This is a genomic window from Synechococcales cyanobacterium CNB (assembly GCA_030263455.1).
GTDB lineage: Bacteria > Planctomycetota > Phycisphaerae > Phycisphaerales > UBA1924 > CAADGN01.
On record SZOZ01000002.1, the window covers coordinates 503369 to 528826 of the forward strand.

Sequence of the window (25458 nt, forward strand, 5' to 3'; positions counted from 1 at the left end):
GCCATCGACGATTCCGCGGATGCCCACTTGACTGCGCGTTGCGACTCGTTATCCTCGCCTCCAGCATCAAGAGTCCCGGGTCAGCCAACTGCCCGGGCGGCAACCGAGTCGGCGTCCAGCCGGCCGCGGTGCCGAGGCCAGCCCCCGCGTGGGGAACGATGCGGCCGGAACCGTCCTCGGACGACTCGGGCAAAAAGGGCAGCGCGGTCCGCTGTCCACCCACGCACAAGGCAGGCCCGATTGATGCCGTGAGGAGTTCGCGGCATGTGTCATTCCACCTTCGACGAACCGACTCCAGGCCCCTGCACGACCGCCATCCACGGCGGACTGGCCCCCGATCCCCAGACCGGTGCTCTTGTCACCCCCCTCGTCCAAAGCACGACCTACGTCAACGAGGCCGTGGGCGTGAGCAAGGGGCACGCCTACTCGCGGGTCTCGAACCCGACGGTGAGCGCGCTGGAGGCGCAACTGGGCGCGATCGAGGACGCTCCCCCAGCCGTCTGCTTCGTCACGGGGCTGGCCGCGGAAACCGCTCTCTTCCTCGCCCTGCTGCGCCAGGGCGACCACGCCGTGCTCGGCGACGCGATCTACGGCGGGACGGTGCGGCTCTTCCGGCAGGTGTTCAGCGGGCTGGGCGTCGAGTCCACCTTCGTCGACTCGTCCGACCCCGAGAACGTGCGGCATGCCCTTCGCCCGAACACGCGGCTCGTCTTCATCGAAAGCCCCGCCAATCCGACCATGAAACTGACCGACATCGCGGCGGTGGCGCGGATCGCGCGCGGCGCGGGCGTGCCGCTGGCCGTGGACAACACATTCCTCACGCCCGTCATCCAGCGCCCGCTGGACCTCGGCGCGCACGTCTGCGTGTACTCGACGACCAAGCACATCGAGGGGCACTCGACGGCCATCGGCGGGTCGGTCGTCTCGCGCGATGAGGCGCTGCTCGAGCGCGTGCGGTTCATCCGCAAATGCACCGGCGGCATCCAGGCGGCCTTCCAGGCGTGGCTGACGGTGCGGGGCGTCAAGACGCTGCCCCTCCGCCTGCGCCAGCACTCCGAGAACGCCCTGAAGGTCGCCATCGCCCTGCGCAACAACCCGCACGTCACCGCGGTCAACTACCCGGGGCTGGACGACTTTCCGCAGCGCGACCTGGCGGCACGCCAGCACCGCGGCGGCCTCCACGGCGGGCTGCTGAGCTTCGAGGTCGCCGGCGGGACACAGGCCGCGGTGCGCGTCCTCAACGGCGTGCGGCTGTGCTCGCTCGTCGAGCACCTCGGCAGCGTGGAAACGCTCATCACGCACCCGGTAACGATGACGCACGCCGACGTGCCGCGCGAGCAGCGGCTGGCGGTCGGCATCACCGACGGGCTGATCCGACTCAGCGTGGGGCTGGAAGAACCGGAGGACGTGATCGCGGACCTGGAGCGCGCGATCGCCGAGGCCCATCAGGGTGCACTGGGCGCCCACACCACCGGAGTGCGCGCGATCGAGGCAGAGGAAGAGAGAGGGGTGGCGCCGTGCGTGATCCGGTGATCGTGCTGAAGTTCGGCGGTTCCGTGCTACGCGACGAGGCGGCGGTGCGCGTCGCGGCTGGCGAGGTGGCCAGGTTCGTCGCCGACGGATGGCGCGTCGTCGCCGTCGTCTCAGCGCTCGAGGGAACCACGGATCGGCTGCTGGCGCAGTCGCGCGGCTACGGCGACAAGCCGCACGCCCACTCCGTCGCCCTCCTGCTCGCGACGGGCGAGCTGACCACCGCCGCGCTCCTCGGCCTCGCGCTCGCCGAGCGCGGGCTTGCGGTCGAGACGCTCGACGCGGCGTCGATCGGACTGCGCACGACGGACGACGCGCTCGACGCATCGCCGATCTCGCTGGACGAACCGACGGTGCTCGGCACGCTCGCTCGCTCGCGGGCCGTCGTCGTGCCGGGGTTCGTCGGACGCGATTCCACGGGACGAACAACCCTGCTCGGACGCGGCGGGTCGGACCTGACCGCGCTCTTTCTCGCCGATCGCCTCGGCGCGACGTGCCGACTCGTCAAGGATGTGGACGGCCTCTACGAGTGGGACCCGGCCTCGCCCGGACCACGCCCGCGACGCTACGCCACGCTCCCGTGGGAGCAAGCGCTGCGGCTGGACGGCACGATCGTGCAGCACAAGGCCGTGCGCTGGGCGCTGGAGCGCGGACTGGCGTTCGAGGTGTCGTGCATCGGAGGACGCAGCCCGTCGAGAGTCGGTGCGCTGGGTGTGGGGTTTGAAGAAGAGGAGACGGGGCGCGCAAGACCACGCTCCGAGAGTTCGGAGAGAGAGGTGAGCGCATGCTGCGTGAGGGGCTGATCGCGGTCGTCGGAGCGACCGGGGCAGTCGGGCGCGAGGCGCTGACCATCCTGGCGGAACGAAACGTGCCGGCATCGCGCGTCCGCGCCCTGGCAAGCGAGCGGTCGCACGGGCTACGCGTCCGCTACGGCGTGGGGGACGTCGGCGTCGGCACGCTCGGCGAGCGGTCGTTCGAGGGCGTGGGCACGGCCGTCTTCGCTGCGGACGCGGAGACCGCACGCCGCATCGTGCCTGCCGCGCTCGGTGCCGGCGCGTTCGTCGTGGACAACTCGTCGGCGTTCCGGGCCGACCCGGCCGTGCCGCTGGTGGTGCCTGAGATCAACGGCGGCGCCGTGACAGACTCGACGCGGCTCGTCGCCAACCCGAACTGCTCGACGACCATCCTGCTGCTCGCGCTCGAACCGCTGCGGCGCGCGTTCGGCGTGGTGGCGATCGACGTGGCGACTTACCAGGCCGTCTCGGGCGCGGGGCTGGCCGGGATCGAAGCCCTCCTGCGCGAAACACGCGAGGGCATCGCCACGCTGGACCGCGAAGGGTCGGCGATCGGCTGGACGCTGCAGGGCGGCGGCGCGGGGGGTGTGTTCGCCGAGCCGTGCGCGTTCAACGTCTTCAGCCACGACTCCGCGGTGGACGACACGACGGGCGTGAACGGCGAGGAGCGGAAGATGATCGACGAAACGCGGCGCATCTGGGCAGACGCCGCGATCCGCGTGACGCCGACGTGCGTGCGCGTGCCCGCCCTGCGCGCTCACACGCAGGCAATCACGGTCACGCTGGGTCGCCCGGCGTGTGAGAACGAAGTTCTCGACGCGCTGGCGGGCGGGCGCGGGCTGGAGATCGTGGACGATCGTGGCGCGAACTCGTTCCCGACGCCGCGCAAGGCCGCGGGACGCGACGAAGTGCTCGTCGGCCGCGTGCGCCCCGACCCCGGCGAGGCTGCGGGGCAGGGTCGTGCGCGTCGCCGCTGGTGCCTGCTGGCGAGCGGAGACCAGTTGCGCAAGGGGGCGGCGTTGAACGCGCTGCAGATCGCAGGGCTGTCGCCCGTGCCCGCGACCGTCTGAACGCGCGCGCACGGGGTGTCCCGTGCGGGCGGAAATCTTCGGAGTCACCGCACTTTTTTGCAGTCGCTTGCCGCTCACGGGTTTGCGCGACGGTTGCTGCTTGCGCACCGTCCGCCACCGTGCGCGCAGTCCTGTCCGCGCGGGGGGATGGGTGAGGGGACACGGTGTCCAGCCCGTCGGACAGGAGGCGTGCATGAGCTTTCGCATCGACGACGTGTCGGGGATCGAGGGTGGGGCGATCGCCGCGCTGATCGAGGAGCACGAGTCGCTCGTCAGGCCGCGCCTCGAAATGCTCTGGCGCTACTACCGCAACCCGATGGACGCCGCTGCGGGGACGTCGGGCGCGGGACGACGGCTCGCACAACGGGCCGGCCTGCCCCCGCGCCTTGTCGGCCGCCCGCCGGACGACGACGACCGCGCCGGCGATCGCGAGGTCGTGATCGAGAACGACATCGCCTGGCGCATCCACACGATGGTGGACTTCATGTTCGGCAAGCCGGTGCGCATCCTCAGCGCCGCCCGCGACGCCGCGACTCGCGAGCGCGTCGAACGCATCCTCGACGCGGTGTGGGAGGCCTCCGGCGGCGTCGCGCTGCTCCAGGACTTCGCGCTGCTCGGGCACGTCTACGGCCATGCGGACCTCGTGCTCCGCCTCGACGAAGCCGGGCTGAGGCTGCTCGGAAGACGCGGCACGCCGCCGGACGCGGGCGAGATCGCCGAGCACGCGCGCATCGAACTGGTCGAGCCGACCCGCGGCGTCCCCGTGCTCAACCCCAGCGACTACCGGCGACTGGACGCCTACGCCGTCCACTTCGAACGCGAACTGAACGAGGTCGAGCGAACGCGGGGAGGCGTCTTCGGGCCCGGCACGCCGGCGCGGCGTCGGCGTTCTGTCGTCACCGAGGTCATCACGGGCGATACGCGCCGAGTGTACGACGACGGCGAAATCGTCGAGGAATCGACGATCACCCTGACGGCCGGCCGAGTGCCGGTCGTGCACGTACAGAACGTCTCGCAGCCGTTCCGCTACTCGGGGCTGAGCGAGGTCGAGCCCCTCATCCCGCTCCAGGACGAACTCAACACGCGGCTGAGCGACCGCGCGAGCCGCGTCACGCTCCAGAGTTTCAAGATGTACCTGGCCAGGGGCATCGATGGATTCGAGCGGATGCCCGTCGGACCGGGACGCGTGTGGAGCACGGACAACCCCGAGGCGAGTGTCGAGGCGTTCGGCGGCGACGCGAGCAGCCCGAGCGAGGAAGCCCACGTGAAGGAAGTGCGCGACGCGCTCGACAAGACCTCGGGCGTGCCCCCGCTGGCAACGGGCGTGGTGCAGGGGCGCGTGGGGAACCTTTCCAGCGCGAACGCGCTCAAGATCACGCTCGTCGGGCTGCTCGGCAAGACGGAGCGCAAGCGCGTCACCTACGGGCGCGGCATCGTCGAGGCGTGCGCGATCGTGCTCGGCGCCCTCGACGCCGCGGGCGTGATCGAGATCGACGAGCGCGACCGGGGCGTGCGGCTCGAATGGCCGGACCCCCTGCCGAGCGACGTGCTCGACGAGACGCTGGCCGCGAAGCGGAAAGTCGAACTGGGCGTGCCCGCCGAGCGCGTGCTCGACGAACTGGGATACCAGCCCAGCGACGCCGGCGTGGTGTGAACACCGGAAGGAGGACGCAATGGAAGAGCACGAGGGCGCGGTGGTTGCGGAGGGAGAGATGGAAGGAACGGAAGGGCTGGAAGTGGAGCCTGCAAGGCACCGCCCCGGAGAGGGGACAGCGGAGAGCGAGCCGCTCGGCGGTCTGGCGGCGCGGCTGGCGGAGGCCGAGCGGCGCGCGAGCGATGCCCTCGCGGAACTGGATCGCGTGCGCCACGAGCGCGAGATCGATCGCGAGCTGCTGCGGGCGGGCGCCGCCGACATCGAGGCAGCGCGGGAGGCGCTCGGCACGGTCGCGCCCGGCGGCGCGGCGGCGGCTGTGGCCGAGTTGCGGCGGAGGAGGCCCGCGCTCTTCGCGCGGCGCGAGGGCGTGCGTGCCTCGGCCGCGAGCGTGGCCCGGCGAGGAGCGGAGACCATCGACGAACTGGCCGCGGCGGCGCGGTCCAGCGGCGACCGGCGCCTCCTGCTGCGCTACCTGCGCCAGCGGCGCGCCGCGCCGTGACGGCGAAACGAGGAGCGAAGAGGCTCGCCGGCCGCGGCGCGGCGCGTGTCCGCGACCGTCCGGCGCAGAGCGAGCGGGGGTGAACCGTGTCCGGCGGACTTGAAGGAGGAGGAGCGATGAGTTTCACGGGAAAGGCGACGTATTCGGCGGGGTCCGGGCTTCCTGAACTGGCGGAGGACGTGTCCGACGTGATCGGCATCGTCAGTCCGTCCGAGACGCCGCTCCTGGACTACCTGGGCGACCCGCGACGCGAGGCGATGGGAACCGTGCACGAGTGGATCGAAGACGCACTGCTGCCGAACTTCGACCACCTCAACCAGACGGTCTTCGTGCCCAACCCCGAGACGGCGACGTCGCTGACGGTCGACAACGGGTCGCGCTTCCGCATCGGCGACCTCGTGCGCCCGGACGGGTGGAACGAGGTGATGCTGGTGGCGAACGTGGTGGGGAACGTGCTGACGGTCGTGCGCGGGTACGGCGGGACGCCCAACGCAACGCTCGAGGACAACCTGCGCCTCATCATCATCGGCAACGCCGCGCTCGAGGGCGCGGAGGCCCCCACCGCCCGCTTCACCAACCGCGCCCGCAGGCGGAACTACACCCAGATCTTCACGGCGAGCGTCTGGGTCAGCGGGTCGATGCAGGCGGCGCGAGCCCACGGCGTCGAGGACGAGGCCGACTACCAGAAACAGGAACGCCTGCGCGAACTGATCCGCGACCTCGAGAACACCGTCATCAACGGCGTTGCGCCCACGAGCGACCAGCAAGGCTCGTCCACCGTGCGGCGCACCATGAACGGCGTCGTGCCCTCCATCGCCACCAACCGCTTCGCGCCGGGCCAGGGCGGCCTGCCCGACGGCGGGGGCACGAGCGGCACGGTCCTCACCGAAGAACTCCTCAACTCCGCACTCCAGCGCATCTGGGAGCAGTCCAACGGCCCGATCGACACGATCGTGGTGAACGGCGTGCAGAAGCGGATGCTCAACGAGTTCCTCGGCTCGCAGCGCTCCTTCGGGCCGGACGACGATTCGTTCCGCAACCTGGTCAACGTCTATGAGAGCGACTTCGGCGTCTGCCGCGTCGTGCTCAGCCGGTGGGCGCCCGCCGACAAGGTGCTGCTCCTCGACAGCAGCCGCATCCAGGTGATGCCGCTCGCCGGACGGTCGTTCCACTACGCGCCGCTGGCGGCGACCGGCGACTCCGTGCGAGGGCAACTCGTCGGCGAGTACACGCTCGAGTTCAAGAACGAGAACGCGCACGGGCTGATCGGAGGCCTGAGCGTGACCGGCGACTGATCGCGGGGAGGGGGACTCCGCGTGCGTGCCCGCGGCCCGTCGAAAGGCGTGCCGCGGGTTTGAAGACGGCCGATCGCGCCGAGACGCGGAAGGGGGAACCATGTTCGCCAGGGATCGCGACCTGCTCACGCTCGAACCGAACCTGCTGCGCGACGTCGGCTGGGCGGGACAACGCCTCGTGCGCGGCACGGGCGGCGCGGCCGGCACCACGCTCGCCATGTCCAGCCAGGACGCAGGCTTCGACGCCGCGGGCATCGGGGCGGGGAACATCGTGCTCGTGGACGGCACGGCGTACGAGGTGATCGAACGAACGACACCGGCGTCGCTGGTGATCTCGCGGCTGCGGGCGGCGGAGAGCGACCCGCTGCTGCCGGCCAGCCCGGTGTCCGGTGTGCCGGTGGAAGTGATGACGTTCCGCCCGCAGATCGCGCTGGTGAACGCCCAGACGATGCGCATGCTCGGGATCGACCCCGAAAGCGGGGACGGGCCGGGCGAGGCGAGCGTCACGAATCCGTGGGCGATGCGGCTGCTGGTGTCGCTGGGTGCGCTGCACCTGGTCTACGCGGCGGCGTCCGCCCTCGCGCCGGCAGGGTCGCCGCTGCGTGACAGGGCGGAGATGTACCGCGAGCGGTTCGCGGCCGAGCGGCAGCGCGTCGCCGCCCGCATCGACACCGACGGCGACGGCGAGGCGGATGCGGTGCGGAGGCCGAGCGTGCTGCTCTTGGAGAGACAGTGACGGAGCGACCGATCGTGCAGCCCGACTTCTTGCACCGCTCCCTTCGCGCTCTCCGCCCCCTCGCGTTCAGATCGATCGTGCTGGAGACGAACATGCTGCTGCTGACGCCTCGGGTGGTTCGGTTCGGTGACGCGACCTGGGAGGACGTGTCGGCGGTCGTGGTGGACCGCTCGGCGCGGCGGAAGGTCGTCGAGTGGTCCGACCTGGGGCCGCACGTCACGCTCGCGGACGTGCCCGAACAGGAGGTCACCGTGCGCGTGGTGCAGGGGATCACGCGCGACGCGCCGGACGGCCCGAAGCCCGGCGACGCGGGCGAACTCTCGTTCGCCACCTCGCCCGCCGGGAGCGACGCGGCGCGGCGTCGCGTCCGGGCGCAGGCGGTCGTCCTGGACGTGCGGCACGAACTCTCGGTCAAGGGCGGCGCAACGCGGACGGTGACACTGGTGGCCGTTTCGCCGGACGGCGCGGCGGACCCTGTGGTCGTCGAGGATGCCGGCTGAAGCGGACGAACGCGGAATGAGTTGAACGCGAAGATCACGAAGGGGCCGAGAGAAGGATGGGAAATGCGAGCAGCCACTTCGTCACTCCATCACTCTGCCGCTGCGCAACTTCTCGCGCCTTGAGGAGGCATGATGGCCAGTTCGTTCAAGGGCGTTGACCTGTTCGGGAGCGGGCCGCACCGGTTCGCGCAGGCTCGGCAGGGGCAGTTGATGCTGACCCGGCTGTACTTCGGAGACATCTCGCCGGGGACGATCCCGATCGGGCTGCGCGAGCCGGACGTGATCGTCGCGGGCCGGCTGGTGGCGGCGAGCGAGAGCACGCTCTGGACGCTGCGCGACGCGGTCGTGGCGCAACTCCAGGAGTCGCCGACGCCGGGCACGCTTGTGGACCTGCACGGCCGGTCATGGTCGAACATGACGTTCATCGACTGGCGCGAGGGCGATCGCACCGATCGCGGTCGCGTGCGGTCGGTGGCGTACGTGGCGGTGTTTCGGCGGGTGAGGACGTCGTGAGGTGGTGATGAGGCCGAAGGCGGGAGGGGACGGATGGAGGCGGGGCTGGCGGGCGCGGTGGCACAGTTCGGGGCGGCAGGGCTGGTCGGGTGGATGTGGCTCACGGAGCGTCGCGCGGCGGCATCGCGCGAGCGGCAGCTGGCCGAGGCTCACGACGCGCTGGCGCGCGAGCGGACCTCGCTCGACGCGCTGCTCTCGACGGTGGGCGCGAACACACGCGCGATGGCGGGCGTGGAGGGCGCGGTACGCGACCTGAGCGGCGCGATCGAGCGGCTGCGGTCGGCGTGCGACACCGGGGCGCGGGGGGCGCGGCGGCCGACGGGGCCGTCGCCGGCGCGGTACACTGGACCGCGATGAGCCGCACGGTCGCCGCTTCGATGGTGGTGTGCGCCGCGACGCTGGCGTTCGTGCCGGGGTGCTCGTTGACGCGCGCCGGGGCGGACGCCGGGCCGTCCGAGATGGCTGTGATGCGCCATCCGTTCGCGCCGACGGCGATCCGCATCTATCCGCTGACGCACCTGACGCGCGACCCGGAGCACGGCGACGTGATCATGTGCCACGTCGAGTTGAAGGACCGCTGGGGCGACGCCGTGAAGGCTGTCGGCGAGCTGGAGGTGCAGTTGTTTTCGTACCCGACGGACGGGAGCACGCTGCGCCAGGAGGCGACGTGGCCGGTGCCGGAGATGATGCAGCCGGACGTGAACTCGGCCCTGTTCGACCCGGCGACGCGGACGTACCGGCTGCGGCTGGGCCGCGTGCCGCCCTGGGTGCGTGACATGATCTCGCGGCGCGAGGCGGTCGAGCGCGGCGAGACGCCGCACGGGCAGCGCAGGCGGTTGCTGCTGAAGGCGGTCTTCCGCACGGTCGATCCGCAGGGGCGTGAATCGACTCTCTTTGATGAGTTCGTGATCGAGCAGTGAGCGTCCGCAACGCGGGGCCGGCGCGAAAATGCCCCGCACCGATGAGGCGACCGGCGCGGGGCGTGGCAGGGGATCGGTCGCCCGTGAGGCTCCGCTCGGATCGGGCGCGGCAGGTCGAAAGGCCCCTGACCTTCGGCGGGCACGGAGGACGGCCCGCACAACGAACCGAGACGACTGTGCCAAACGGCGGAGCGCGAGACCACCGGCAGGGGGCACGAGAGCGGGCGCGTGTTCGGTCTGTGCGGGCTGGGCGGTAGACTTCGGCCATGCCGCGCACCCACAGGGCTGTCTTCCCGGGATCGTTCGACCCCATGAGTTTCGGGCACCTCGACGTGGTGCGACGCGGTCGGCGGCTGTTCGACGAGTTGATCGTGGCGGTCGGCCGGCACCCCGGCAAGGACCAGCTGTTCACGGTCGAGGAGCGGGTGGAGATGGCGCGCCGGCTGGTGGCGGACCTCGCCGCCGAAGAGCCGGACGAAGCGCCGGTGCGCGTCGATTCCTACGGCGGACTGACGGTGGACTACGCGCGGTCGGTCGGGGCGACCGCGCTGCTGCGCGGCATCCGCAACCTCTCGGACCTGCAGTACGAGGTGCAGCAGGCGGTGACGAACCGCGAGGTGGCGGGGCTGGAAACGGCGTTCGTGGTGGCGGGCGAGAGTTTCGCCTACACGAGTTCGAGCCTCATCAGGCAGATCGCCGCGCTGGGCGACGACATGGGACGGCTTCGAACCATGGTGCCCGCGCCGGTGATCGACGCCCTGGCGCGCAAGAAGCGCGAGAAGCACCCCGCGCTGGAGCGGCTGCGCAACGATCACGCGGACCACTGAGGAACGGAGGCTCGTGCCGTGGAGGTTCGCGTCATCAGCATCGGCACGCTGGCGGAGCACCCGCTGCGTGACAAGCAGCGTCGCGTGCGCACCGGGCACGCGACGACAACGCTCGTGCGCGCGGGCGAGGCGGTGATCCTCGTCGATCCGGGCCTGCCGGGTCCGGCGGTGGCTGCGCGGCTGGACGAGCGGGCGGGACTTTCGCCCGACGACGTGACGCACGTGTTCCTGACGAGTTTCCAGGCGGACACCTGCCGCGGGATCGAGGCGTTCGACGGGGCGGAGTGGCTGATCTCGGAAGCGGAGCGCGAGGGGGTGGGCGTGCCGCTGGCGAGGCTGCTCGCCGACGCGGCGGACGCGGAGGAGGACGCGCGGGCGGAACTCGAGTACCGCGTCGCGTTGCTCCGGCGTTGCCGGGCCGCGCCGGATCGGCTGGAGCGCGGGGTTGACCTCTTCCCGGTGCCGGGCGTGACCCCGGGGACGTGCGGGCTGCTGATCGCCGGGGCGCAGACGACGCTGATCTGCGGCGACGCGATCCCGACGATTGAGCACCTGGAGCAGGGGCGTGTGCCGACGCGGTGCGCCGACCCCGAGCAGGCGCTCGAGAGCTTTCAGGAGGCGGTGGAGATCGCGGACGTGCTGGTGCTGGGGCGCGACAACGTGGTGCTGAACCCGACGCGCCGTCCGGTGTGAGCGTGAAGCGGCTCCGGGTGGGGATGTGAGGGTTGCGCGGCGTGCGCGGGCGGGTCGGGCTGCGCGGAAGGGGGCGGCTCGGAACTCCGGGGGGTCTTTGAGGTTGGGTGAAGGGGAGCGCGGGTTGGGCCGATGGTGGCTTCGGCGGCGTGCCGCGCGCGCCGGGGGGTTGCGGTTCGGGCGCGCCGGGAGGTGAGCGGGCGATGGCGTTTCGCGGTCTGGGCAGCAAGGTCGGGGCGTTGGGGCTGGTGAAGCAGCCCGGGCCGCCGGTCGCGGTGGACTTCGGGACGGCGTCGTTGAAGGTGCTGCAGATCGCGCCAGGGGAGACGCCGCAGCTGGTTGTCGCGGCGAGCCTGCCGACGCCGGAGGCGCTGCTCGACGATCCGCGCAAGCGACTTGAGTTCCAGGCGGAGCAGCTGCCCGGGCTGGTCCGTTCGGCGGGGATCCGTGCGAAGCGGGCGGTGTGCGCGATCCCGTCGTCGCACACGTTCTGCAAGCACGCGCAGTTCGCACGGACGGACGATGCACCGCTGGCGTCGATGGTGGAGCTGATGCTGGCGGAGCAGGTGGGGCGCGACCCTTCGCGGCTTGTGTACCGCTGCTACGAGGTGCCGGGGGCGGAGCGTGTGGGTGGCGGGAAGAGCGAGGTCATCTGCCTGGCGACGGGGCGCGAGGTGGTGAACCGGCTCATGCACGCGCTCAAGAATGCGAAACTCGAACCCGTCGGGATGCACGCCGAGTTCACCGCTCTGCTGCGGGCGTTCGACTACGTCACGCGGCGCGCGGAGGACAAGACGCGTGCGACGCTGTACCTCGACGTGGGGTGCGGCGGAACACGGGCGGTGATCGCCCACGGCCGGGAACTGGTCTTCACGCGCGTCATCAACGCCGGCGGCCTGCTGCTGGACCGGTCGGTCGCGGAGCAGATGGGGTGCCAGTTGGAGCGGGCGAGGGCGGTGCGGCTGTCGATGAACGACCTTGTGTCCCCGGCTGTGCGACCGCGGCCCGAACGGGCGACGGTCGGAGCGGCGTCGCACGGGGGAGTGGCGGTCGAGGAGGATCGGCGCGAGCGGGCGATCGCGCCCGGCCTGACGCCGAGCCTGGACGAGCAGCCTGACGCGCCGGCGTCGCCGCGCGGCGTGTCGCTGGCGGAGCAGGTCGAAATCCTGACGGACGAAGTCGGGCTGTGCCTGCGGTACCACGAGTCGCTGTTCGGGCGGCGGATCGACAACGCGGTGTTCGTGGGGGGGGAGGCGCGGCACCGAGGGCTGTGCCAGCACGTGGCGCGAGCGCTGCGCGTGCCGGCGCAGGTGGCCGACCCGCTGGCGCGTCTGGCGCGCACGGGTGAGGAGCGGGTGGTGGGCGTTGACCTTTCGCAGCCGCAGCCGGGCTGGGCGGTCGCGCTGGGGCTGTGCCTCAGCCCGACGGATCTGTGAGGGAGGCCCCGATGGACGACTTCAAGCGACCCGATGCCGGATCCCAGGGCTTTCTGCCGACGGACTACGTGGAGCGAAAGACGGAGAGCCGGTTCTATGCGCTGACGCTGGCGTTGTTCTTCACGGTGATGCTGGCGGTGGTGGGCGCGTTCCTGGTGACGAACCAGCGCTGGTCGTCGGTGCGTTCGGACCAGCGTGCGATCAACGCGCAGTACGAGCAGGCGGCGTTGAAGCTGGAGCAGTTGAAGAGCCTCGAAGCGCAGCGGACGCAGATGCTGGACAAGGCGCGGATCACGACCGCGCTGCTGGAGCCGGTGCCGCGGTCGGTGCTGCTGGCGGAGATGGTGACGGCGTTGCCGCGTGGGGTGACGCTGCTCGAGGTGAAGCTGCAATCGAAGCGAATCCGCGTTGCCGCGGCGGCCGCGCCGGACCCGAAGGCGAAGCCTGCGGCGTCGCGTTCGCTGAGCAAGCCGGGCGTGGCCGCGCCGACGAAGCCGACGGAGCCGCCGAAGGTGGAGCCGCCGAGGTTCGAGTACTCGCTGACGATCGTGGGCGTGGCGTCGGACAACAACCAGGTGGCGGACTACCTCCGGCTGCTGCAGCAGTCGCCGCTGCTGACGAGCGTGGAGTTGCTGTACATCGCGCAGACGACGCTGGACACGCTGGACCTCCGGCGTTTCGAGATCGTGGCGCGCCTGCGGGACGACGCGGACCCGCGCCAGGTGGGCAACGCTCGCGAGGTGGAGCTGGAGGCCCTGAGCGCGCCGGTGCGCGTGCCGCACGCTTCGGCGACGGCGTCGTCGCCGGGAGGAGAGTGAGCCATGCGATTCGGCATCCGAGAGTTCGCGCTGCTCGCGCTCGTGCTGGCGATCCCGCTGGCGGCGTGGTTCTTCGTGTTCAGGCCGCAGAACGCCGAGATCGCGTCGGCGGTGCAGGAGATCGGTCTGAAGCGGGAGACGCTGCGCAAGCTGGAGCAGGAGACGGCCCGCAACTCGGACCTGGAGCGCGCGAACGCGCAGATCGCGGCGTCGATCGAGGAGATCGAGGCGCGGCTGCCGACGAACAAGGAACTGGACCACATCGTCCGGCAGATCTCCGACCTGGCGGTCGAATCCGGGCTGGACGTGCCCGCGCTCAAATCGGGCAAGCCGATCGAGGCGGCGACGTACTGGGAGCAGCCGATCGAGGTGCAGACCGGGGGTGACTTCCGGGGGTACTACGAGTTCCTGCAGCGGCTGGAGCGGTTGCCGCGGATCACGCGGATCTCGGACTTCCACCTGCGCCGTTCGACGCGTGACGACGGGAAGGTGACGATCTCGTTCACGCTGAGCATCTTCTTCCAGGAGGATCGCAAGTGAGTCAGCGCGAGGCGGAGCACGAGACCCTGGAGGCGACGCCGGAGGATGCGCCGCTGATGCCGCTGGGCGTGTCGCTGCTCTCGGAGGGCGCGTCGGGCGAGGAGGACCCCTTCGACGCGACGCCGAAGCGCGGGCCGCGACGGATCGTTGTGGCGGGGCTGGTGCTGGTCGGTGCTGCGGCGGGCATCTTCGCGATGCGCGCGATCGGGATGGGTCCGGGCGCGGCCCTCGCGGGCCTGGTGCTGGACTTCAAGCCGGGCGCGTCGGGGAGCACGGAGGTCTCGCCGCGGCTGCTGGCGGACCTCGAGCGGAGCAAGCGCGCGGTGCAGGTGCCCGCGGAGGTGATCGACAAGGATCCGTTCCGGCTGCGGACCGACGCCGGCACGCCATTGATGACCGACGACCCGGAGGCGATCGCCCGTGCAGAAGCGGCGCGACAGGCGAAACTGCTGGAGGAGCAGCGCCTGGAGCGCGAGCGGCGCCAGCGTGAGTTGCAGACGGCGTTCGGACGGTTCGAGTTGCAGGGAATCATGGGCGGGACGATGCCGATCGCGCGGATCAGCGGGAAGCTGGTGCGCGTGGGGGACATGCTCGAGGGCGGGTTCAAGGTAACGCAGATCGAGGGTCGGCGGGTGGTGCTGGTCGCCGAGGACACCGAGTTCGTGCTGGAGTTCGGCACGCCGTCGTCGCAGCCTCGGACCCCGCCGCGCACACCGCCGCGCCGGAACTGAACGCCCGACGCGAGGAGGCCCCCGATGGCGAATCGCCGCGCGGACGACCTGCTGAACGAACTCGCCGCGGAGACACCGCGGCACGCGCCGGTGGAGCGTGCCGACGACGCGGCGATGACGGACCTCTACACCCCGGAGAGCGATCCCACGCTCGACGAGTCGCGCGGTCTGGGCGACCTGCTGATCGCGCGCGGCGTGGTGAAGCGTGAGCGCCTGACCTCGGCCGAGCAGGTGATCCGGCAGTCGCCGGGGCGTCGGCTCGCGGACGTGCTGATCGAACAGGGCGTCGACGAGGCGGAAGTGCAGCGGGGGATCGCGGAACTTGCGGGGGTGCCGTTCGAGCGGATCGACCTGAACCGCGGCCTGGACGGCGGGTTCGACGGGCGGCTCCTGCAGCGGCTCGGGGGGGAGTTCTGCAAGCAGCACCTCGTGGTGCCGCTGCGGACGGAAGGGACCCGCGTCGTGATCGGCGCGACGCGGCCCGACGACGTCTTCCTGCTCGACGAGATCCGCTCGCGGCTGGGCGCGCACGCGGTGAAACTGGTGATCGTGACGGCGTTCGAGGTGCGGGCCGCCCTGGAGATCATCGGGCAATCCGACCAGCCCGAGCCGGACCTGTCGGCGATCCTGGAGGACGTGGACGAGGCGGACGTCGAGGTGGACGCCGCCAAGCAGACCAACGAGGTCGATCTCGAGCAGCAGGCGGGCGAAAGCCCTGTGATCCGCTACGTGAACTACATCATCCAGACGGCGGTCAAGGAAGGCGCGAGCGACATCCACGTCGAGCCGTCGGAGAAGAAGCTGAAGGTGCGGTTCCGCATCGACGGGGTGCTGTTCGAGATGATGAACCCGCCGGTGTCGATGGCGGCGGCGATCACGAGCCGCCTGAAGATCATGGCGAACCTGGATATCTCCGAGCGCCGGCTGCCTCAGGACGGGCGCATCCGGTGCACGGTGCAGGGGCGGAAACTCGACCTGCGCATGTCCACCATCCCAACGCCCGCGGGCGAGAAGACGGTGATGCGCCTGCTGGACACGCGATCGATCAACGTGCAGCTGGAAGACCTCGGCTTCGCCGAGAACACGCTGGAACTGTGGAAGCGGCAGGTCAACGCCCCCCACGGCATCGTGCTCGTCACCGGTCCGACGGGGTCGGGCAAGACGACGACGCTCTACTCCTCGCTGCGGCAACTGGACAAGAACAAGCTCAACATCTCCACCGTCGAAGACCCCATCGAGTACCACCTCGACGGCATCACGCAGACGCAGACGCACGACCGGATCGGGATGTCGTTCGCGCGCGCCCTGCGGGCCCTGCTGCGACAGGATCCGGACGTGATCATGGTGGGCGAGATCCGCGACCAGGAGACGGCGCACGTGGCGGTGCAGGCCGCGCTGACCGGACACCTCGTGCTCTCGACCCTGCACACGAACGACGCGCCAAGCTCGATCACGCGACTCGTGAACATCGGGATCGAGCCGTTCCTGGTGGGCGCGGCGGTGAACGCCGTGCTGGCGCAGCGGCTGGTGCGGCGCCTGTGCACGGCGTGCAAGACCCAGGAGGCGCCCGACGGCGAGTTGGCCGAGTACCTCGCCATGATGGGGATGCGCACGGAGACCGTCTGGACCGCGCCCGGCTGCGACCGGTGCCGGAGCACGGGATACTCGGGCCGCGTGGGCGTCTACGAACTGCTCGTCGTGGACGACCAGTTGCGCGACGTGATCGCACGGAACCCGAACGTCTCGGAGTTCCGGCGCATGTGCCTCGAACGAGGCATGGTTTCGCTGCGGGACGACGGCATGGCGAAGGTGGCCAAGGGGCTGACGACCGTGCAGGAGGTTCTGCGGGTCACCGAGTCGGCGGTCTGACGGGCGCGAGCGCGGGCTGACTTGTGGCGATCGCGGACCCCGGTTAGCATCCGCTCTCTCCGGGTCCGCGCCGTGGTGGCCGGGTCCGGTGGCACCCCACGAGCGGCCGTATGCCCCGGCGGTTTCGACATCCCGCGCGCCGCTGGCTGGCCCTGCCGATCGTCGGAGGCGCGATTGCGATCGGTGCTCCCGCGGCGGGCGTGTCTGGGGGCGCGCCCGCCCACCAGCCCGAGCAAATCACGGCACTGGACTTCGGCACGATGCGGCTGCCGGCCGGTGCGGTCAGGGGCAGGGTCGAGTTCGCGGCGCGCCGGGCGCGCGTGTGGGCGGAGCCGGGCGTGCGGCGCGGTGACGGGAGCGTTTCGCCGCCTGTCCGACGCATGTTGCTGGAGGGTGACGTCGTCGTCACGCTCGGGCTGCACAGGTTCAACGCGAAGCGTGCGGTGGTTTGGATTCGCCGGTTGGAACCGCGCGAGGCCGACGATGCCCCGCCGGGCGCGTCGGTGCACCAGGTGTACGTCTACTTCGACCGGGTCGGGGGCGGCGCGGCGGACGCGGCGGTCACGGTGAGCGCGGACCGGCTTTCGGTGCAGGGCGTGGTGGCGACGGAGGAGCCGGTGCGGATGCACGTGGACCTGGCGGAGGAGGGGCGGCCGCGCGACGCGCTCATCGACGAGGCCGAGGCGGAACTCGCGGAGCACCTGCGGGCGATCGTTGCGCCTCCCGCGCCGCCCGTGCGCGCGGAACGACGGTGGCGGCCGGATCGGCCCATCGTCGAACGCCCGCCGGCGCGCGAGGAGCCTGCGCGTGCGGTTCCGCCGCCCGTGCGTGAGCCTGCCCCCCCCCCACCTCCGCCGGTGGAGGTCATGCGCGTGCCCGAGGAGCGCGGCGCGCCGCCGCGCGAGGCGCCCGCGCCGGTCGATGAAGCCGCGACGCACCCCCCCCCTGTGCCGGGCGGGCGGGTGGTCGAGCCGGAGCCGCCGCCGACGCGCATCTTCCCTTCCGACGGCGTGTTCACGTTCTCGGCCGGGCAGATCGTGCTGGTGCCCGGCGAGGACGAGCGGGCCGTGCTGCTGACGGGCGGGGTGCGCGTGCAGTACTGGCAGCCCCGATCGCAGCGGACGATGCAGCTGACGGGCGAGCGTGCGGTGATCTTCCTGTCGCCGGGCGGCGCGGCGGACCTCTCGCGGCTTTCGGCGGAGGACGTGCTGGGCGTGTACCTGGAGGGCGACGCGAACGCGACGGACGGGAAGTACACGCTCCGCGGGCCGCGCATCTATTACGACGTGCGCGAGGACCGGGGCCTGGTGGCGGACGCGGTGCTGTGGTCGTACGACGCGCGGCGGCGCATCCCGCTCTACGTGCGCGCGTCGTCGATCCGGCAGGAGGGGGAACGGCAGTTCGTGGCGGAGCGCGCGACGCTGGCAAACACGCGGTTCTCGCGGCCTCACTTCTCGATCGGGGCGGGTTCGGTGTCGGTGACGCAGTACTCGCGCCGCGACGGGACGAGCGGGCACCTGGTGGACGCGCGCGACCTGACGCTGCGCGGCGCCGGCGTGCCGTTCCTGTACTGGCCCCGGTTCGTGGGGGATCCGAACGCGATCCCGCTGCGGAACGTGGCGTTCGAGTCGTCGTCCCGGACCGGGCCGGCGTGGAAGACGTCGTGGGACGCGTGGAGCCTGCTGGGGCTGCGCCCCCCCGACGGCGTGAGCACGGAACTGCTGGCGGACTACTACAACGAGCGCGGGTTCGCGGTCGGGACGGAGGCCTCGATCCGTCGGCGAGACCACGAGGGGAACCTGTTCGCGTACATGCTCTTCGATGACTCGGGGACGGACGTGATGAAGCCCGGGCCGAGGCTGTCGCGCGAAGGCGGGACGCGAGGCATCGTGCTGGCGGACCACCGCTGGCGCGTGAACGACCTGTGGACGCTGACGCTGGAGGGGTCGTACATCTCGGACCCGCGGCTGGCGCCCGCGCTGTTCCAGGGGATCACGGAGCGGCGTCGGGAGGTGACGACGCGGGGGCACCTGGCGCGGCGCGACGACCACACCCTGCTGCAGATCGAGGCGAAGGCGAACCTCGACGACTTCATCACGAACGACTACCTGCTGTCGAGCCAGGGCTACAGCGTCGACAAGTTGCCCGAGGCGGTGTACTCGGTCGTCGGGCTTGACCTTTCGCCGGACCGGTATCCGGGGCTGTTCACCTACCACGGCGAGCACCGCGTCGGCCAGCTCGCGCTGAACTTCCACGACCCGGAGGCACGCGAGACGGGGTACCGCACGCGCCGGACGGCGGAGGCCGCCTTCGGGATCGACCCCGTGGACTCGATCGCGGACCGCCTGCGATCCGAGGGGCTGCACGAGTCGCCGATCGTACGCGCGGATACGCGCAACGAGTTCTCGATGCAGCTGGCGGCAGGCCCGATCAACGTCAACCCCTTCGTGGTGGCACGCGGCACGGCGTGGGACACGGACTTCAGCGCCTACTCGCCCGAGGAGACCGACAACGCGAGGCTCTGGGGCGGGGCGGGCGTGCGGTTCTCGACGACGATCCACCGGGTGGACGACTCGGTGGACAGCCGGCTGCTCGATCTGCACCGCGTGCGCCATGTCATCGAGCCGGGGGTGACGGTGTGGCACGGGTTCACGAACGTCGATCGCGTGAACCTGCCGGTGTACGACGACTCGGTCGAATCGATCGCCGAGGGCACCATGATCCGCGCGGGCATCGACCAGGCGTGGCAGACGAAGCGCGGCGGGCCGGGCCGCTGGCGGACGGTGGACGTGCTGACGCTGCGGACGGAGTACGTGTGGTCGTCGGAGGACACGGACCCCGAGTCGCCGATCGGTCGATGGTTCGAGGACAGGCCGGAACTGTCCAACCCCGGCGAGTTCCTCAACGCCGAGGCGTTGTGGCAGGCGACGGACGCGGTGGGGATCGCGGGGCGGATGGTGTACGACTTCGAGAGGAATCAGCCGTCGTACTCGTCGGCGGGCGTGGTGGTTGACCACACGCCGGACTTCCGCACGTACGTCTCGACGAACTTCGTGAACGCGATGGACTCGACGATCGTGTCGTTCGGGGCGAACTACACGCTCACGTCGAAGTACCGCGCGGGGGTGAGCGCGAACTACGACACGGACGCGGGCGACTTCGAGCGGATCTCCGCGACGGTGACGCGGGACTTCCCGAACCTCACGCTTGGCGTGGCGTTCAGTTACAACAAGATCACGGACGAGGCGGGGATCGGCGTGATCGTCAGCCCGCGTGGGCTGAGCGGGGCCGTCGGGGTAACGGGTTTGGGAACGGCGCGGAGCGGCTCGTCCCGGCTGGGAGGATGAGAGCGCGGCTCAGCCGCCCCGCCGCGTCGGAACGCGCCCGCGCAGGGTCTTGGGCGGGAGTTTCGCGGGCACGATGCCGCCTGGGAACTTGGCGGCGAGTTTGGCGGGGTCGTCGGGAAGTTGCGGCCCCTCCGGCGCGGCGAGCCGGTTGCGGGGCTTCTCGGGGACTCCCACGATCTCGACGGGCGGTCGGCCTCCGGTCGGCTCGGGCCGCCATGTCTCGGGCTTGGGCGTGGGGGTGAAGTCGGGGTAGTCCATGCGCGGGATTTCGGCGTTGACGAGGCGCTCGATCTGCGTCAGCAGCTTGCCCTGCTCGGGCGTCACGAAGGCCCAGGCGACGCCCTTGCGACCGGCGCGAGCGGTGCGGCCGATGCGGTGGACGTAGAGGTCGGGGTCTTCGGGGAGGTCGTAGTTGACGACGTGACTGATGCCGTCGACGTCGATGCCTCGGCTGGCGAGGTCGCTGGCGATGAGAACGGCGAGTTCGCCCTCCTTGAACTTGCGCATGGTCGCGGTGCGCCGGCTCTGGCTCATGTCGCCGTGGATGGCGTGGGTTTCGACGCCCTTGGCGTTGAGGTAGCGGGCGAGTTCATCGACGGTGCGCTTGAGGCGGCAGAAGACGAGGGTAAGGGCCGGCTCCTCGTGCTTGAGCAGGTGGAGGAGGAGTTTCTTCTTGTCCCACGGGTTCACGGTGAGGTAGTGCTGCTCGACCATGCTGGCGGTGAGCGAGCCGGCGGTGGTGACGATCTTCTCGGGGTTGCGCATGTAGCGGCGGGCGAGGTCCTCGATGTCGCGGCTGATGGTCGCGCTGACGACGACGGTCTGCCGCTCGGCTGGGCACCTGGAGAGGATGCGCCGGATGTCCTCCCGGAAGCCGATGTCGAGCATGCGGTCCACCTCGTCGAGCACGGCGAAGCGGACGTTCTTGAAGTGGAGATGGCCGCGATCCACCATGTCGAGGATGCGGCCGGGGGTGCCGACGATGATCTCGGGGCCTCGGCTGAGCTTGTCCACCTGGGTCTGGATGCGCTGCCCGCCGTAGACGGTGACGGCGGTGAGTCCGGTGTGCCGTCCGAGGTGGTTGATCTCCTCGGTGATCTGCATGGCGAGTTCGCGGGTGGGTGCGAGGACGAGCGCGCTGAAGGCCGCGCCCTTGCGCACCATGTGCAGGAGAGGAAGGCCGAAGGCGGCGGTCTTGCCGGTCCCGGTCTTGGCCTGGCCGAGCACGTCGCGGCCGGTGAGGACGGCGGGGATGAGCCGCGCCTGGATGTACGTGGGCCGCTGGAAGCCGGCCTCGTGCAGCCCGCGCAGCACAGGCTCAGCCAGGCCGAGGGTATCGAAGGCGGTGGTCTGATCGAAGACCTCGGGGTTGGCGGTATCCGCGCCGATGCCGCGCTGACGCGCGGGCGCGGGGCGCGAGGGGGGGGCATCGCCGTCGAGGCGTTCGCGCGTGTCGGGGGCTGCGCCGGCGGGCGCGCCGGAGCGTCCCTTTCCGCCGCGTCTGCGGCGTCGCTTGCGACGGGGCTTGTCGCCCTCGGGCGAGCCGTCGGCGGGCTGGCCGTTTGGCGTGGCGTGGGCGTGGTCCGGGTCTGCGCCGGCGTCCGGCATCATCATCTGGGTCATGGGGTCTCCGTGGCCGCGACGGATTCGTCCGGCCCACGGCGGATGACAGGCGTTGGCAGCCCCGAAGAAAGGGGGATGGGAACGCTCGCCATCCGCCGCAGACGGTTCGGACAGAAGCGCGGCGTGCCTCTGAACATCGGCCCGAGACGCGGTGCGTCGCCACTCCGGCATCGCCAGCCCGGCCTCGGGTCACGAGAAGTCTAGGCGCGGGGTGGGGGCGGACCTTCGGAGGCCTTGCCGGAGCGTTCGATGAGGAGGATGTGCTTCATCAGCGTGGAGGCGGCAGTCGAGCCTGCGGCGGCCCAGCCGCGCCAGCCGTCGCGCCAGGCGGCCTTCAGAACGATCTGCTTGAGGAAGGCCGCGGGGGGGGAGGTGGCAAGCCGCCAGACGCTGCCGCGCCGGCCGAGGGTGTGCAGGCTCTCGGCGGAAACGCGGGCGTGCCGGACCTGGTTGGCGAGGTGGTCGGCCATGTCGGTGAAGGAGTCGTGGCGGAGCGTGCCGGGAAGGTCGATGACGCGGCGTCCCGGGCCGGTCTCGACGCCGAGTTTGTCGTGGGGGTTGACCCCCCCCCACTTGGCGCGCTCGGCCCTGACGTCGTCGCGGCGCACCAGCCGGAGCCGCCACTCCGGCTGCCAGGCGTGCTCGAGGAACCGCCCGGCGAACCAGACCTTGCGGTTCACGCGGGCGGCGACCGTGCCAGGCTCGGGCGAGGCGAGGAAGGCCCGGAGCGATGCGGCCAGGTCTGGCTCGACGGACTCGTCGCTGTCGATGCTGAGAATCCAATCGCACGAGGCCGCGCGGAGGGCGAGCTGCTTGGTGGCAACGTGGCCCCGCCACTGGACACGCTCGACTCGCGCGCCCTCGCGCTCGAGGAGCGGGATGGTGCCGTCGGTAGAGCCGGAGTCGAGGGCGACGATCTCCGTGGCGAGGCTGGCGACGCTGGCAAGGGTTCGGCCGATGGTGGGCTCGTTGTCGCGGCAGACAATGACGACGGAGAGAGTCATCCGTCCGCATGGTCGGGCGCGGGGGGACGGATGTCAATGGGGCGCCGCCCGTCCCATGCCGTGCCACGCTACCGTGTCCGCCGATGGACTTCGTGCCGGGCAGGACGTTGCGGGAGGACCGTGCCGGCGGTTGGGCCGAGCGGCTGTCGGGGGGGGCGTGGGCGCGCACGGCGCGCGTGCTGAAGGAGCACGAGGGCAGCCGAGTGTTCGAGGCCGACGCGGTCGGCGCGTGCGTGATCGTGAAGGCGTGGCCGGTCGAGGGCGTACGGCGACGCCTGCAACTGCTCACCGCGACGACGCGCGGCCACCGCCACTGGCAGGGCGCGGAGCGTCTGGCACGGGCGGGCGTGGCGACGGCGCGCCCGCTGTGGCTGGCGACGGCGCGCATCGACAGTCGCCCCGTCGTCGTGCTGGCGATGGAGCGGTTGCAGGGCAAGACGCTGCTGGCGCACCTGACCGACGGAACGATGAGCGAACGCGAAGCCGAGTCGCTGGCGGGCGCGGTGGGCGAGCAGGTGGGCGCGATCGTGCGCTCCGGGCTGTTCAACCGCGACCACAAGCCCTCGAACCTGATCGTGACGGGCGCGGTCGGGTCGCGGCCGTCGGTCGCGGTCGTGGACTGCGTGGCGGTGCGGCGGTCGCGGGGACGGCGGCTGGGGCCGATGGCGCGGATGATCGCGTCGCTGCTCATCGAACCGGCGGGCGTCGGCTCGCCCATCCCCATGCGGACGGTGCAGGTGGTCTTCGAGTCGGCCGTCGCGTCCGCGTTCCCTCTGGCGTCCGACGACCTGCGCCGTCGCTTGACGTGGGTGGTGGTGCGGCTCGTGGGCAAGCGCGTTGCCGAGCACGGCGACCCGACACCGCTGCACGACCCGCTGGCCTGAGCGGCGGTCGCTAGGATGGGCCGGGGAAGGGAACCGGAAGGGATCGCACGGTGTTCACGCTGAAGCGCAGCAAGTCCGCGGAGACGGAACCGGACGCGGTGAGGGTTGCGCTGCCGCGCGAACAGTTGCGGTTTTTCCCGCGCAACGACGGGCCGCACCCGACCCGCTGGGAGTTCCCGGCGTGGCTGGACAACCCGCGCGTGCGCTGGCTGCAGGCGTTGAAGGAGATGTACGCGATGCCGATCACGTTCCCGGCGTCGCTCAGCCCGGAGGCGGGCCTGATGCTGCACGGGCTGATCCGCAACCTGCAGCCGCGGGTGATCGTGGAGGTTGGGTCGTTCTGCTCGGTGAGCACGCACTGGATGGCGGCCGCGCTGCTCGAAGCGGGGCGCACGCCGGGCGCGGGCGGGCCGGGCGGTGCGGAGATCCATTGCTTCGACGATTTCGGACCGATCCACAAGGGGCCGTGGCGCGACGCCGAGATGCTCGAGGGGCGGCTGGACTTCGTGAAGGAGCGGCTGGAGCGGGCGGGGCTGATCGACTTCGTGCGGTTCCATCCCGGTCTGAGCTGGGAGACGCTCCCGCCCGCGCGCGACGAACTGGCGCATCTCGGCGGCGTGGACTTCGCGTTCATCGACGGCGACCACTCGGTGCCGGGGGCGACGGCGGACTTCCACGCGGTCGAACCGGTTCTGAACACGGGCGGGTACGTGCTGCTGCACGACACGTTCCCGGAACAGTGCGGCGGGCACATGGGGCCGCGGCACATCCTGGACCATGCGGGCGCGATCGGGCAGGGGCGGTACGAGCAGGTGGAGTTGTACCTGTCGCCGCTGAACTACGGGATGGGGCTGATGCGTCGGATCGGGTGATGGCGAGGCGGCACGGTTGCGCGGGCGCGCGCGGGCCGCTACGCTACGTCCGCCCATGACGACGCTGCCACGAACACAGACCAAACCGAGGCTGTCGAGGCCGCTCGCCGTGCCGGCGAAGGGCGGGCGCGGCGATGCGCGGGTGTGGGTCGGCGACTGCCGCGAGGTGCTGCCGCGGCTGGAGGAAGCGCGCGAGCAGCAGATCCGGCTTGTCTTCGCGGACCCGCCGTTCAACTGGAACCGGGCGTACGACGAGTGGCACGATGCGATGCCGGACGAGGAGTACCTCGGCTTCACTCGACGCTGGCTCGACCTGTGCGTGGATGCCCTGACGCCCGACGGCTCGATGTGGGTGAACATCCCGGACGACTGGGCGGCGGAGATCGTGGTGCATCTGAAGCAGCGCGAGATGCACATGGTGAACTGGTGCATCTGGCACTACCGGTTCGGGCAGAACACGTCGCGGCGGTTCATCAACTCGAAGGTGCACGCGCTGTACTTCTGCCGCGATCCGTTCAACCGGGTGTGGCGCCCCGAGCGCGTGCTGGAGGTCTCGGACCGGCGTTCGATCTACGGCGATCCGCGCACCGAGAGCAAGCGTGACGGGATGCCGGCGGGGCTGCGCGTGCCGATGGACGTGTGGTACGGGCGGTACTGGGGGCGGGTGCAGGGGAACAACAAGGAGCGCCGGGCCGGGCACGACAACCAGTTGCCGGAGGTGTACCTCGAGCGCGTGATCCTCGCGTGCAGCGAGGAGGGCGACCTGGTGCTCGACCCGTTCACGGGGAGCGGGACGACGGGCGTGGTGGCGTGCGCGCACGGGCGGCGGTTCATCGGCGTCGAGTACAGCAAGGCGAACGCGGAGCGCGCGGTCGAACGCATCGGCGCGGGGATGATCCGCAAGGGCACGGCGTCGTCGCCGACCAGCACGGCGATCCACCCGCCGCGACCGGGACTGAACGGGAAGCGCGCGCGGCGCGCGTCCGAATGATCTCGCCGGCGAACGAGCCTCACGCGGTGCTGCTGGCCGTGAAGGTCGTGCCGGGGGCGAAGCGGGACGGCATTGTCGGACGGCTGGGGGACCGGCTGAAGGTGCGCGTGGCCGCGCCCCCGGAGGGGGGGCGGGCGAACCGGGCGGTGTGCGAACTGATCGCGCGCGAACTCGGCGTGCGGGCGTCGGCGGTCGAGGTCGTCTCGGGGCACGCGAGCGCGGAAAAGACGCTGCTGGTGCGCGGGGTGCGCGCCGAGAACATCGAGGCGAAATGGTGCGCCGACGGGGCCTGAAAGGCCCCGCCCCGGTTGC

25 protein-coding genes are annotated in these 25458 nt (G+C 71.2%); 23 read left to right on the forward strand and 2 right to left on the reverse strand.

Annotated features, from left to right (window positions below):
- Positions 1-264 precede the first annotated feature (264 nt).
- The 19 genes from FBT69_03705 to lptD all read left to right on the forward strand — a co-directional run bounded on the left by FBT69_03705 (position 265) and on the right by lptD (position 19772).
- A complete protein-coding gene (locus FBT69_03705) occupies positions 265-1533 on the forward strand; it encodes an aminotransferase class I/II-fold pyridoxal phosphate-dependent enzyme (GenBank protein MDL1903904.1) in 1269 nt (422 codons plus the stop codon).
- On the forward strand, positions 1518-2333 hold the full coding sequence (locus FBT69_03710; GenBank protein MDL1903905.1) for a hypothetical protein: 816 nt from the start codon (positions 1518-1520) through the stop codon (positions 2331-2333). Before FBT69_03705 ends, FBT69_03710 begins: the two co-directional genes overlap by 16 nt.
- Complete coding sequence (locus FBT69_03715) at positions 2315-3394, forward strand: aspartate-semialdehyde dehydrogenase (GenBank protein MDL1903906.1); 1080 nt, start codon at positions 2315-2317, stop codon at positions 3392-3394. Before FBT69_03710 ends, FBT69_03715 begins: the two co-directional genes overlap by 19 nt.
- Positions 3395-3587: 193 nt before the next feature.
- Positions 3588-5048, forward strand: coding sequence for a phage portal protein (locus tag FBT69_03720; protein ID MDL1903907.1), 1461 nt, complete (start codon positions 3588-3590; stop codon positions 5046-5048).
- 19 nt (positions 5049-5067) lie between these two features.
- The gene (locus tag FBT69_03725; protein ID MDL1903908.1) at positions 5068-5547 is read left to right on the forward strand and encodes a hypothetical protein; all 480 of its coding nucleotides are present in this window, start codon (positions 5068-5070) and stop codon (positions 5545-5547) included.
- Between the two features lie 116 nt (positions 5548-5663).
- Positions 5664-6842, forward strand: coding sequence for a hypothetical protein (locus tag FBT69_03730; protein ID MDL1903909.1), 1179 nt, complete (start codon positions 5664-5666; stop codon positions 6840-6842).
- A gap of 100 nt (positions 6843-6942) precedes the next feature.
- Positions 6943-7578 carry a hypothetical protein gene (locus FBT69_03735; GenBank protein ID MDL1903910.1) on the forward strand — a complete coding sequence of 212 codons (636 nt, stop codon included), beginning with the start codon at positions 6943-6945 and terminating at the stop codon, positions 7576-7578.
- 14 nt (positions 7579-7592) lie between these two features.
- Positions 7593-8078, forward strand: a complete 486-nt coding sequence (locus FBT69_03740; GenBank protein ID MDL1903911.1) for a hypothetical protein — start codon at positions 7593-7595, stop codon at positions 8076-8078.
- Between the two features lie 129 nt (positions 8079-8207).
- Entirely contained in the window at positions 8208-8591 is a 384-nt protein-coding gene (locus FBT69_03745; protein ID MDL1903912.1) for a hypothetical protein, read from the forward strand.
- A gap of 33 nt (positions 8592-8624) precedes the next feature.
- Positions 8625-8948 (forward strand): hypothetical protein, encoded by a 324-nt coding sequence (locus FBT69_03750; protein MDL1903913.1) that lies wholly within the window; start codon positions 8625-8627, stop codon positions 8946-8948.
- Entirely contained in the window at positions 8945-9511 is a 567-nt protein-coding gene (locus FBT69_03755) for a hypothetical protein (protein MDL1903914.1), read from the forward strand. The genes FBT69_03750 and FBT69_03755 overlap by 4 nt, the downstream gene beginning before the upstream one ends.
- 266 nt (positions 9512-9777) lie before the next feature.
- On the forward strand, positions 9778-10338 hold the full coding sequence (coaD, locus tag FBT69_03760) for a pantetheine-phosphate adenylyltransferase (protein ID MDL1903915.1): 561 nt from the start codon (positions 9778-9780) through the stop codon (positions 10336-10338).
- A gap of 18 nt (positions 10339-10356) precedes the next feature.
- A complete protein-coding gene (locus FBT69_03765) occupies positions 10357-11031 on the forward strand; it encodes an MBL fold metallo-hydrolase (protein MDL1903916.1) in 675 nt (224 codons plus the stop codon).
- Between the two features lie 203 nt (positions 11032-11234).
- Positions 11235-12467: a hypothetical protein gene (locus FBT69_03770; GenBank protein ID MDL1903917.1), complete on the forward strand. Its 1233-nt coding sequence runs from the start codon at positions 11235-11237 to the stop codon at positions 12465-12467.
- Between the two features lie 11 nt (positions 12468-12478).
- Positions 12479-13285, forward strand: coding sequence for a PilN domain-containing protein (locus FBT69_03775; GenBank protein MDL1903918.1), 807 nt, complete (start codon positions 12479-12481; stop codon positions 13283-13285).
- Between the two features lie 3 nt (positions 13286-13288).
- Entirely contained in the window at positions 13289-13825 is a 537-nt protein-coding gene (locus tag FBT69_03780) for a hypothetical protein (GenBank protein MDL1903919.1), read from the forward strand.
- Positions 13822-14556 (forward strand): hypothetical protein, encoded by a 735-nt coding sequence (locus FBT69_03785; GenBank protein ID MDL1903920.1) that lies wholly within the window; start codon positions 13822-13824, stop codon positions 14554-14556. Before FBT69_03780 ends, FBT69_03785 begins: the two co-directional genes overlap by 4 nt.
- 24 nt (positions 14557-14580) lie before the next feature.
- The gene (locus FBT69_03790) at positions 14581-16425 is read left to right on the forward strand and encodes a type II/IV secretion system protein (GenBank protein MDL1903921.1); all 1845 of its coding nucleotides are present in this window, start codon (positions 14581-14583) and stop codon (positions 16423-16425) included.
- A 110-nt stretch (positions 16426-16535) separates the two neighbouring features.
- Positions 16536-19772 (forward strand): LPS assembly protein LptD, encoded by a 3237-nt coding sequence (lptD, locus tag FBT69_03795; protein MDL1903922.1) that lies wholly within the window; start codon positions 16536-16538, stop codon positions 19770-19772.
- A 9-nt stretch (positions 19773-19781) separates the two neighbouring features.
- Here lptD and FBT69_03800 read toward each other — a convergent pair whose 3' ends face one another.
- A complete protein-coding gene (locus FBT69_03800; protein ID MDL1903923.1) occupies positions 19782-21566 on the reverse strand; it encodes a DEAD/DEAH box helicase in 1785 nt (594 codons plus the stop codon).
- A 29-nt stretch (positions 21567-21595) separates the two neighbouring features.
- Entirely contained in the window at positions 21596-22399 is an 804-nt protein-coding gene (locus tag FBT69_03805) for a glycosyltransferase family 2 protein (protein MDL1903924.1), read from the reverse strand.
- A gap of 83 nt (positions 22400-22482) precedes the next feature.
- Between FBT69_03805 and FBT69_03810 the strand changes: the two genes are divergently transcribed.
- Genes FBT69_03810 through FBT69_03825 form a run of 4 tightly spaced genes read left to right on the forward strand, consistent with a single transcriptional unit; the run spans position 22483 to position 25439 of the window.
- Positions 22483-23283, forward strand: coding sequence for a hypothetical protein (locus FBT69_03810; protein MDL1903925.1), 801 nt, complete (start codon positions 22483-22485; stop codon positions 23281-23283).
- Positions 23284-23333: 50 nt separating this feature from the next.
- Positions 23334-24155 (forward strand): hypothetical protein, encoded by an 822-nt coding sequence (locus FBT69_03815; protein ID MDL1903926.1) that lies wholly within the window; start codon positions 23334-23336, stop codon positions 24153-24155.
- Between the two features lie 55 nt (positions 24156-24210).
- On the forward strand, positions 24211-25146 hold the full coding sequence (locus tag FBT69_03820) for a site-specific DNA-methyltransferase (GenBank protein ID MDL1903927.1): 936 nt from the start codon (positions 24211-24213) through the stop codon (positions 25144-25146).
- Entirely contained in the window at positions 25143-25439 is a 297-nt protein-coding gene (locus FBT69_03825) for a DUF167 domain-containing protein (protein ID MDL1903928.1), read from the forward strand. The genes FBT69_03820 and FBT69_03825 overlap by 4 nt, the downstream gene beginning before the upstream one ends.
- Positions 25440-25458: the final 19 nt, after the last annotated feature.

Coding starts and splice junctions, on each gene's coding strand:
- FBT69_03705 (MDL1903904.1), top strand. CDS start 265: ATGTGTCATTCCACCTTCGACGAACCGACTCCAGGCCCCTGCACGACC.
- FBT69_03715 (MDL1903906.1), top strand. CDS start 2,315: ATGCTGCGTGAGGGGCTGATCGCGGTCGTCGGAGCGACCGGGGCAGTC.
- FBT69_03720 (MDL1903907.1), top strand. CDS start 3,588: ATGAGCTTTCGCATCGACGACGTGTCGGGGATCGAGGGTGGGGCGATC.
- FBT69_03725 (MDL1903908.1), top strand. CDS start 5,068: ATGGAAGAGCACGAGGGCGCGGTGGTTGCGGAGGGAGAGATGGAAGGA.
- FBT69_03730 (MDL1903909.1), top strand. CDS start 5,664: ATGAGTTTCACGGGAAAGGCGACGTATTCGGCGGGGTCCGGGCTTCCT.
- FBT69_03735 (MDL1903910.1), top strand. CDS start 6,943: ATGTTCGCCAGGGATCGCGACCTGCTCACGCTCGAACCGAACCTGCTG.
- FBT69_03745 (MDL1903912.1), top strand. CDS start 8,208: ATGATGGCCAGTTCGTTCAAGGGCGTTGACCTGTTCGGGAGCGGGCCG.
- FBT69_03750 (MDL1903913.1), top strand. CDS start 8,625: ATGGAGGCGGGGCTGGCGGGCGCGGTGGCACAGTTCGGGGCGGCAGGG.
- FBT69_03755 (MDL1903914.1), top strand. CDS start 8,945: ATGAGCCGCACGGTCGCCGCTTCGATGGTGGTGTGCGCCGCGACGCTG.
- coaD (MDL1903915.1), top strand. CDS start 9,778: ATGCCGCGCACCCACAGGGCTGTCTTCCCGGGATCGTTCGACCCCATG.
- FBT69_03770 (MDL1903917.1), top strand. CDS start 11,235: ATGGCGTTTCGCGGTCTGGGCAGCAAGGTCGGGGCGTTGGGGCTGGTG.
- FBT69_03775 (MDL1903918.1), top strand. CDS start 12,479: ATGGACGACTTCAAGCGACCCGATGCCGGATCCCAGGGCTTTCTGCCG.
- FBT69_03780 (MDL1903919.1), top strand. CDS start 13,289: ATGCGATTCGGCATCCGAGAGTTCGCGCTGCTCGCGCTCGTGCTGGCG.
- FBT69_03790 (MDL1903921.1), top strand. CDS start 14,581: ATGGCGAATCGCCGCGCGGACGACCTGCTGAACGAACTCGCCGCGGAG.
- lptD (MDL1903922.1), top strand. CDS start 16,536: ATGCCCCGGCGGTTTCGACATCCCGCGCGCCGCTGGCTGGCCCTGCCG.
- FBT69_03800 (MDL1903923.1), bottom strand. CDS start 21,566: ATGCCGGAGTGGCGACGCACCGCGTCTCGGGCCGATGTTCAGAGGCAC.
- FBT69_03805 (MDL1903924.1), bottom strand. CDS start 22,399: ATGACTCTCTCCGTCGTCATTGTCTGCCGCGACAACGAGCCCACCATC.
- FBT69_03810 (MDL1903925.1), top strand. CDS start 22,483: ATGGACTTCGTGCCGGGCAGGACGTTGCGGGAGGACCGTGCCGGCGGT.
- FBT69_03820 (MDL1903927.1), top strand. CDS start 24,211: ATGACGACGCTGCCACGAACACAGACCAAACCGAGGCTGTCGAGGCCG.
- FBT69_03825 (MDL1903928.1), top strand. CDS start 25,143: ATGATCTCGCCGGCGAACGAGCCTCACGCGGTGCTGCTGGCCGTGAAG.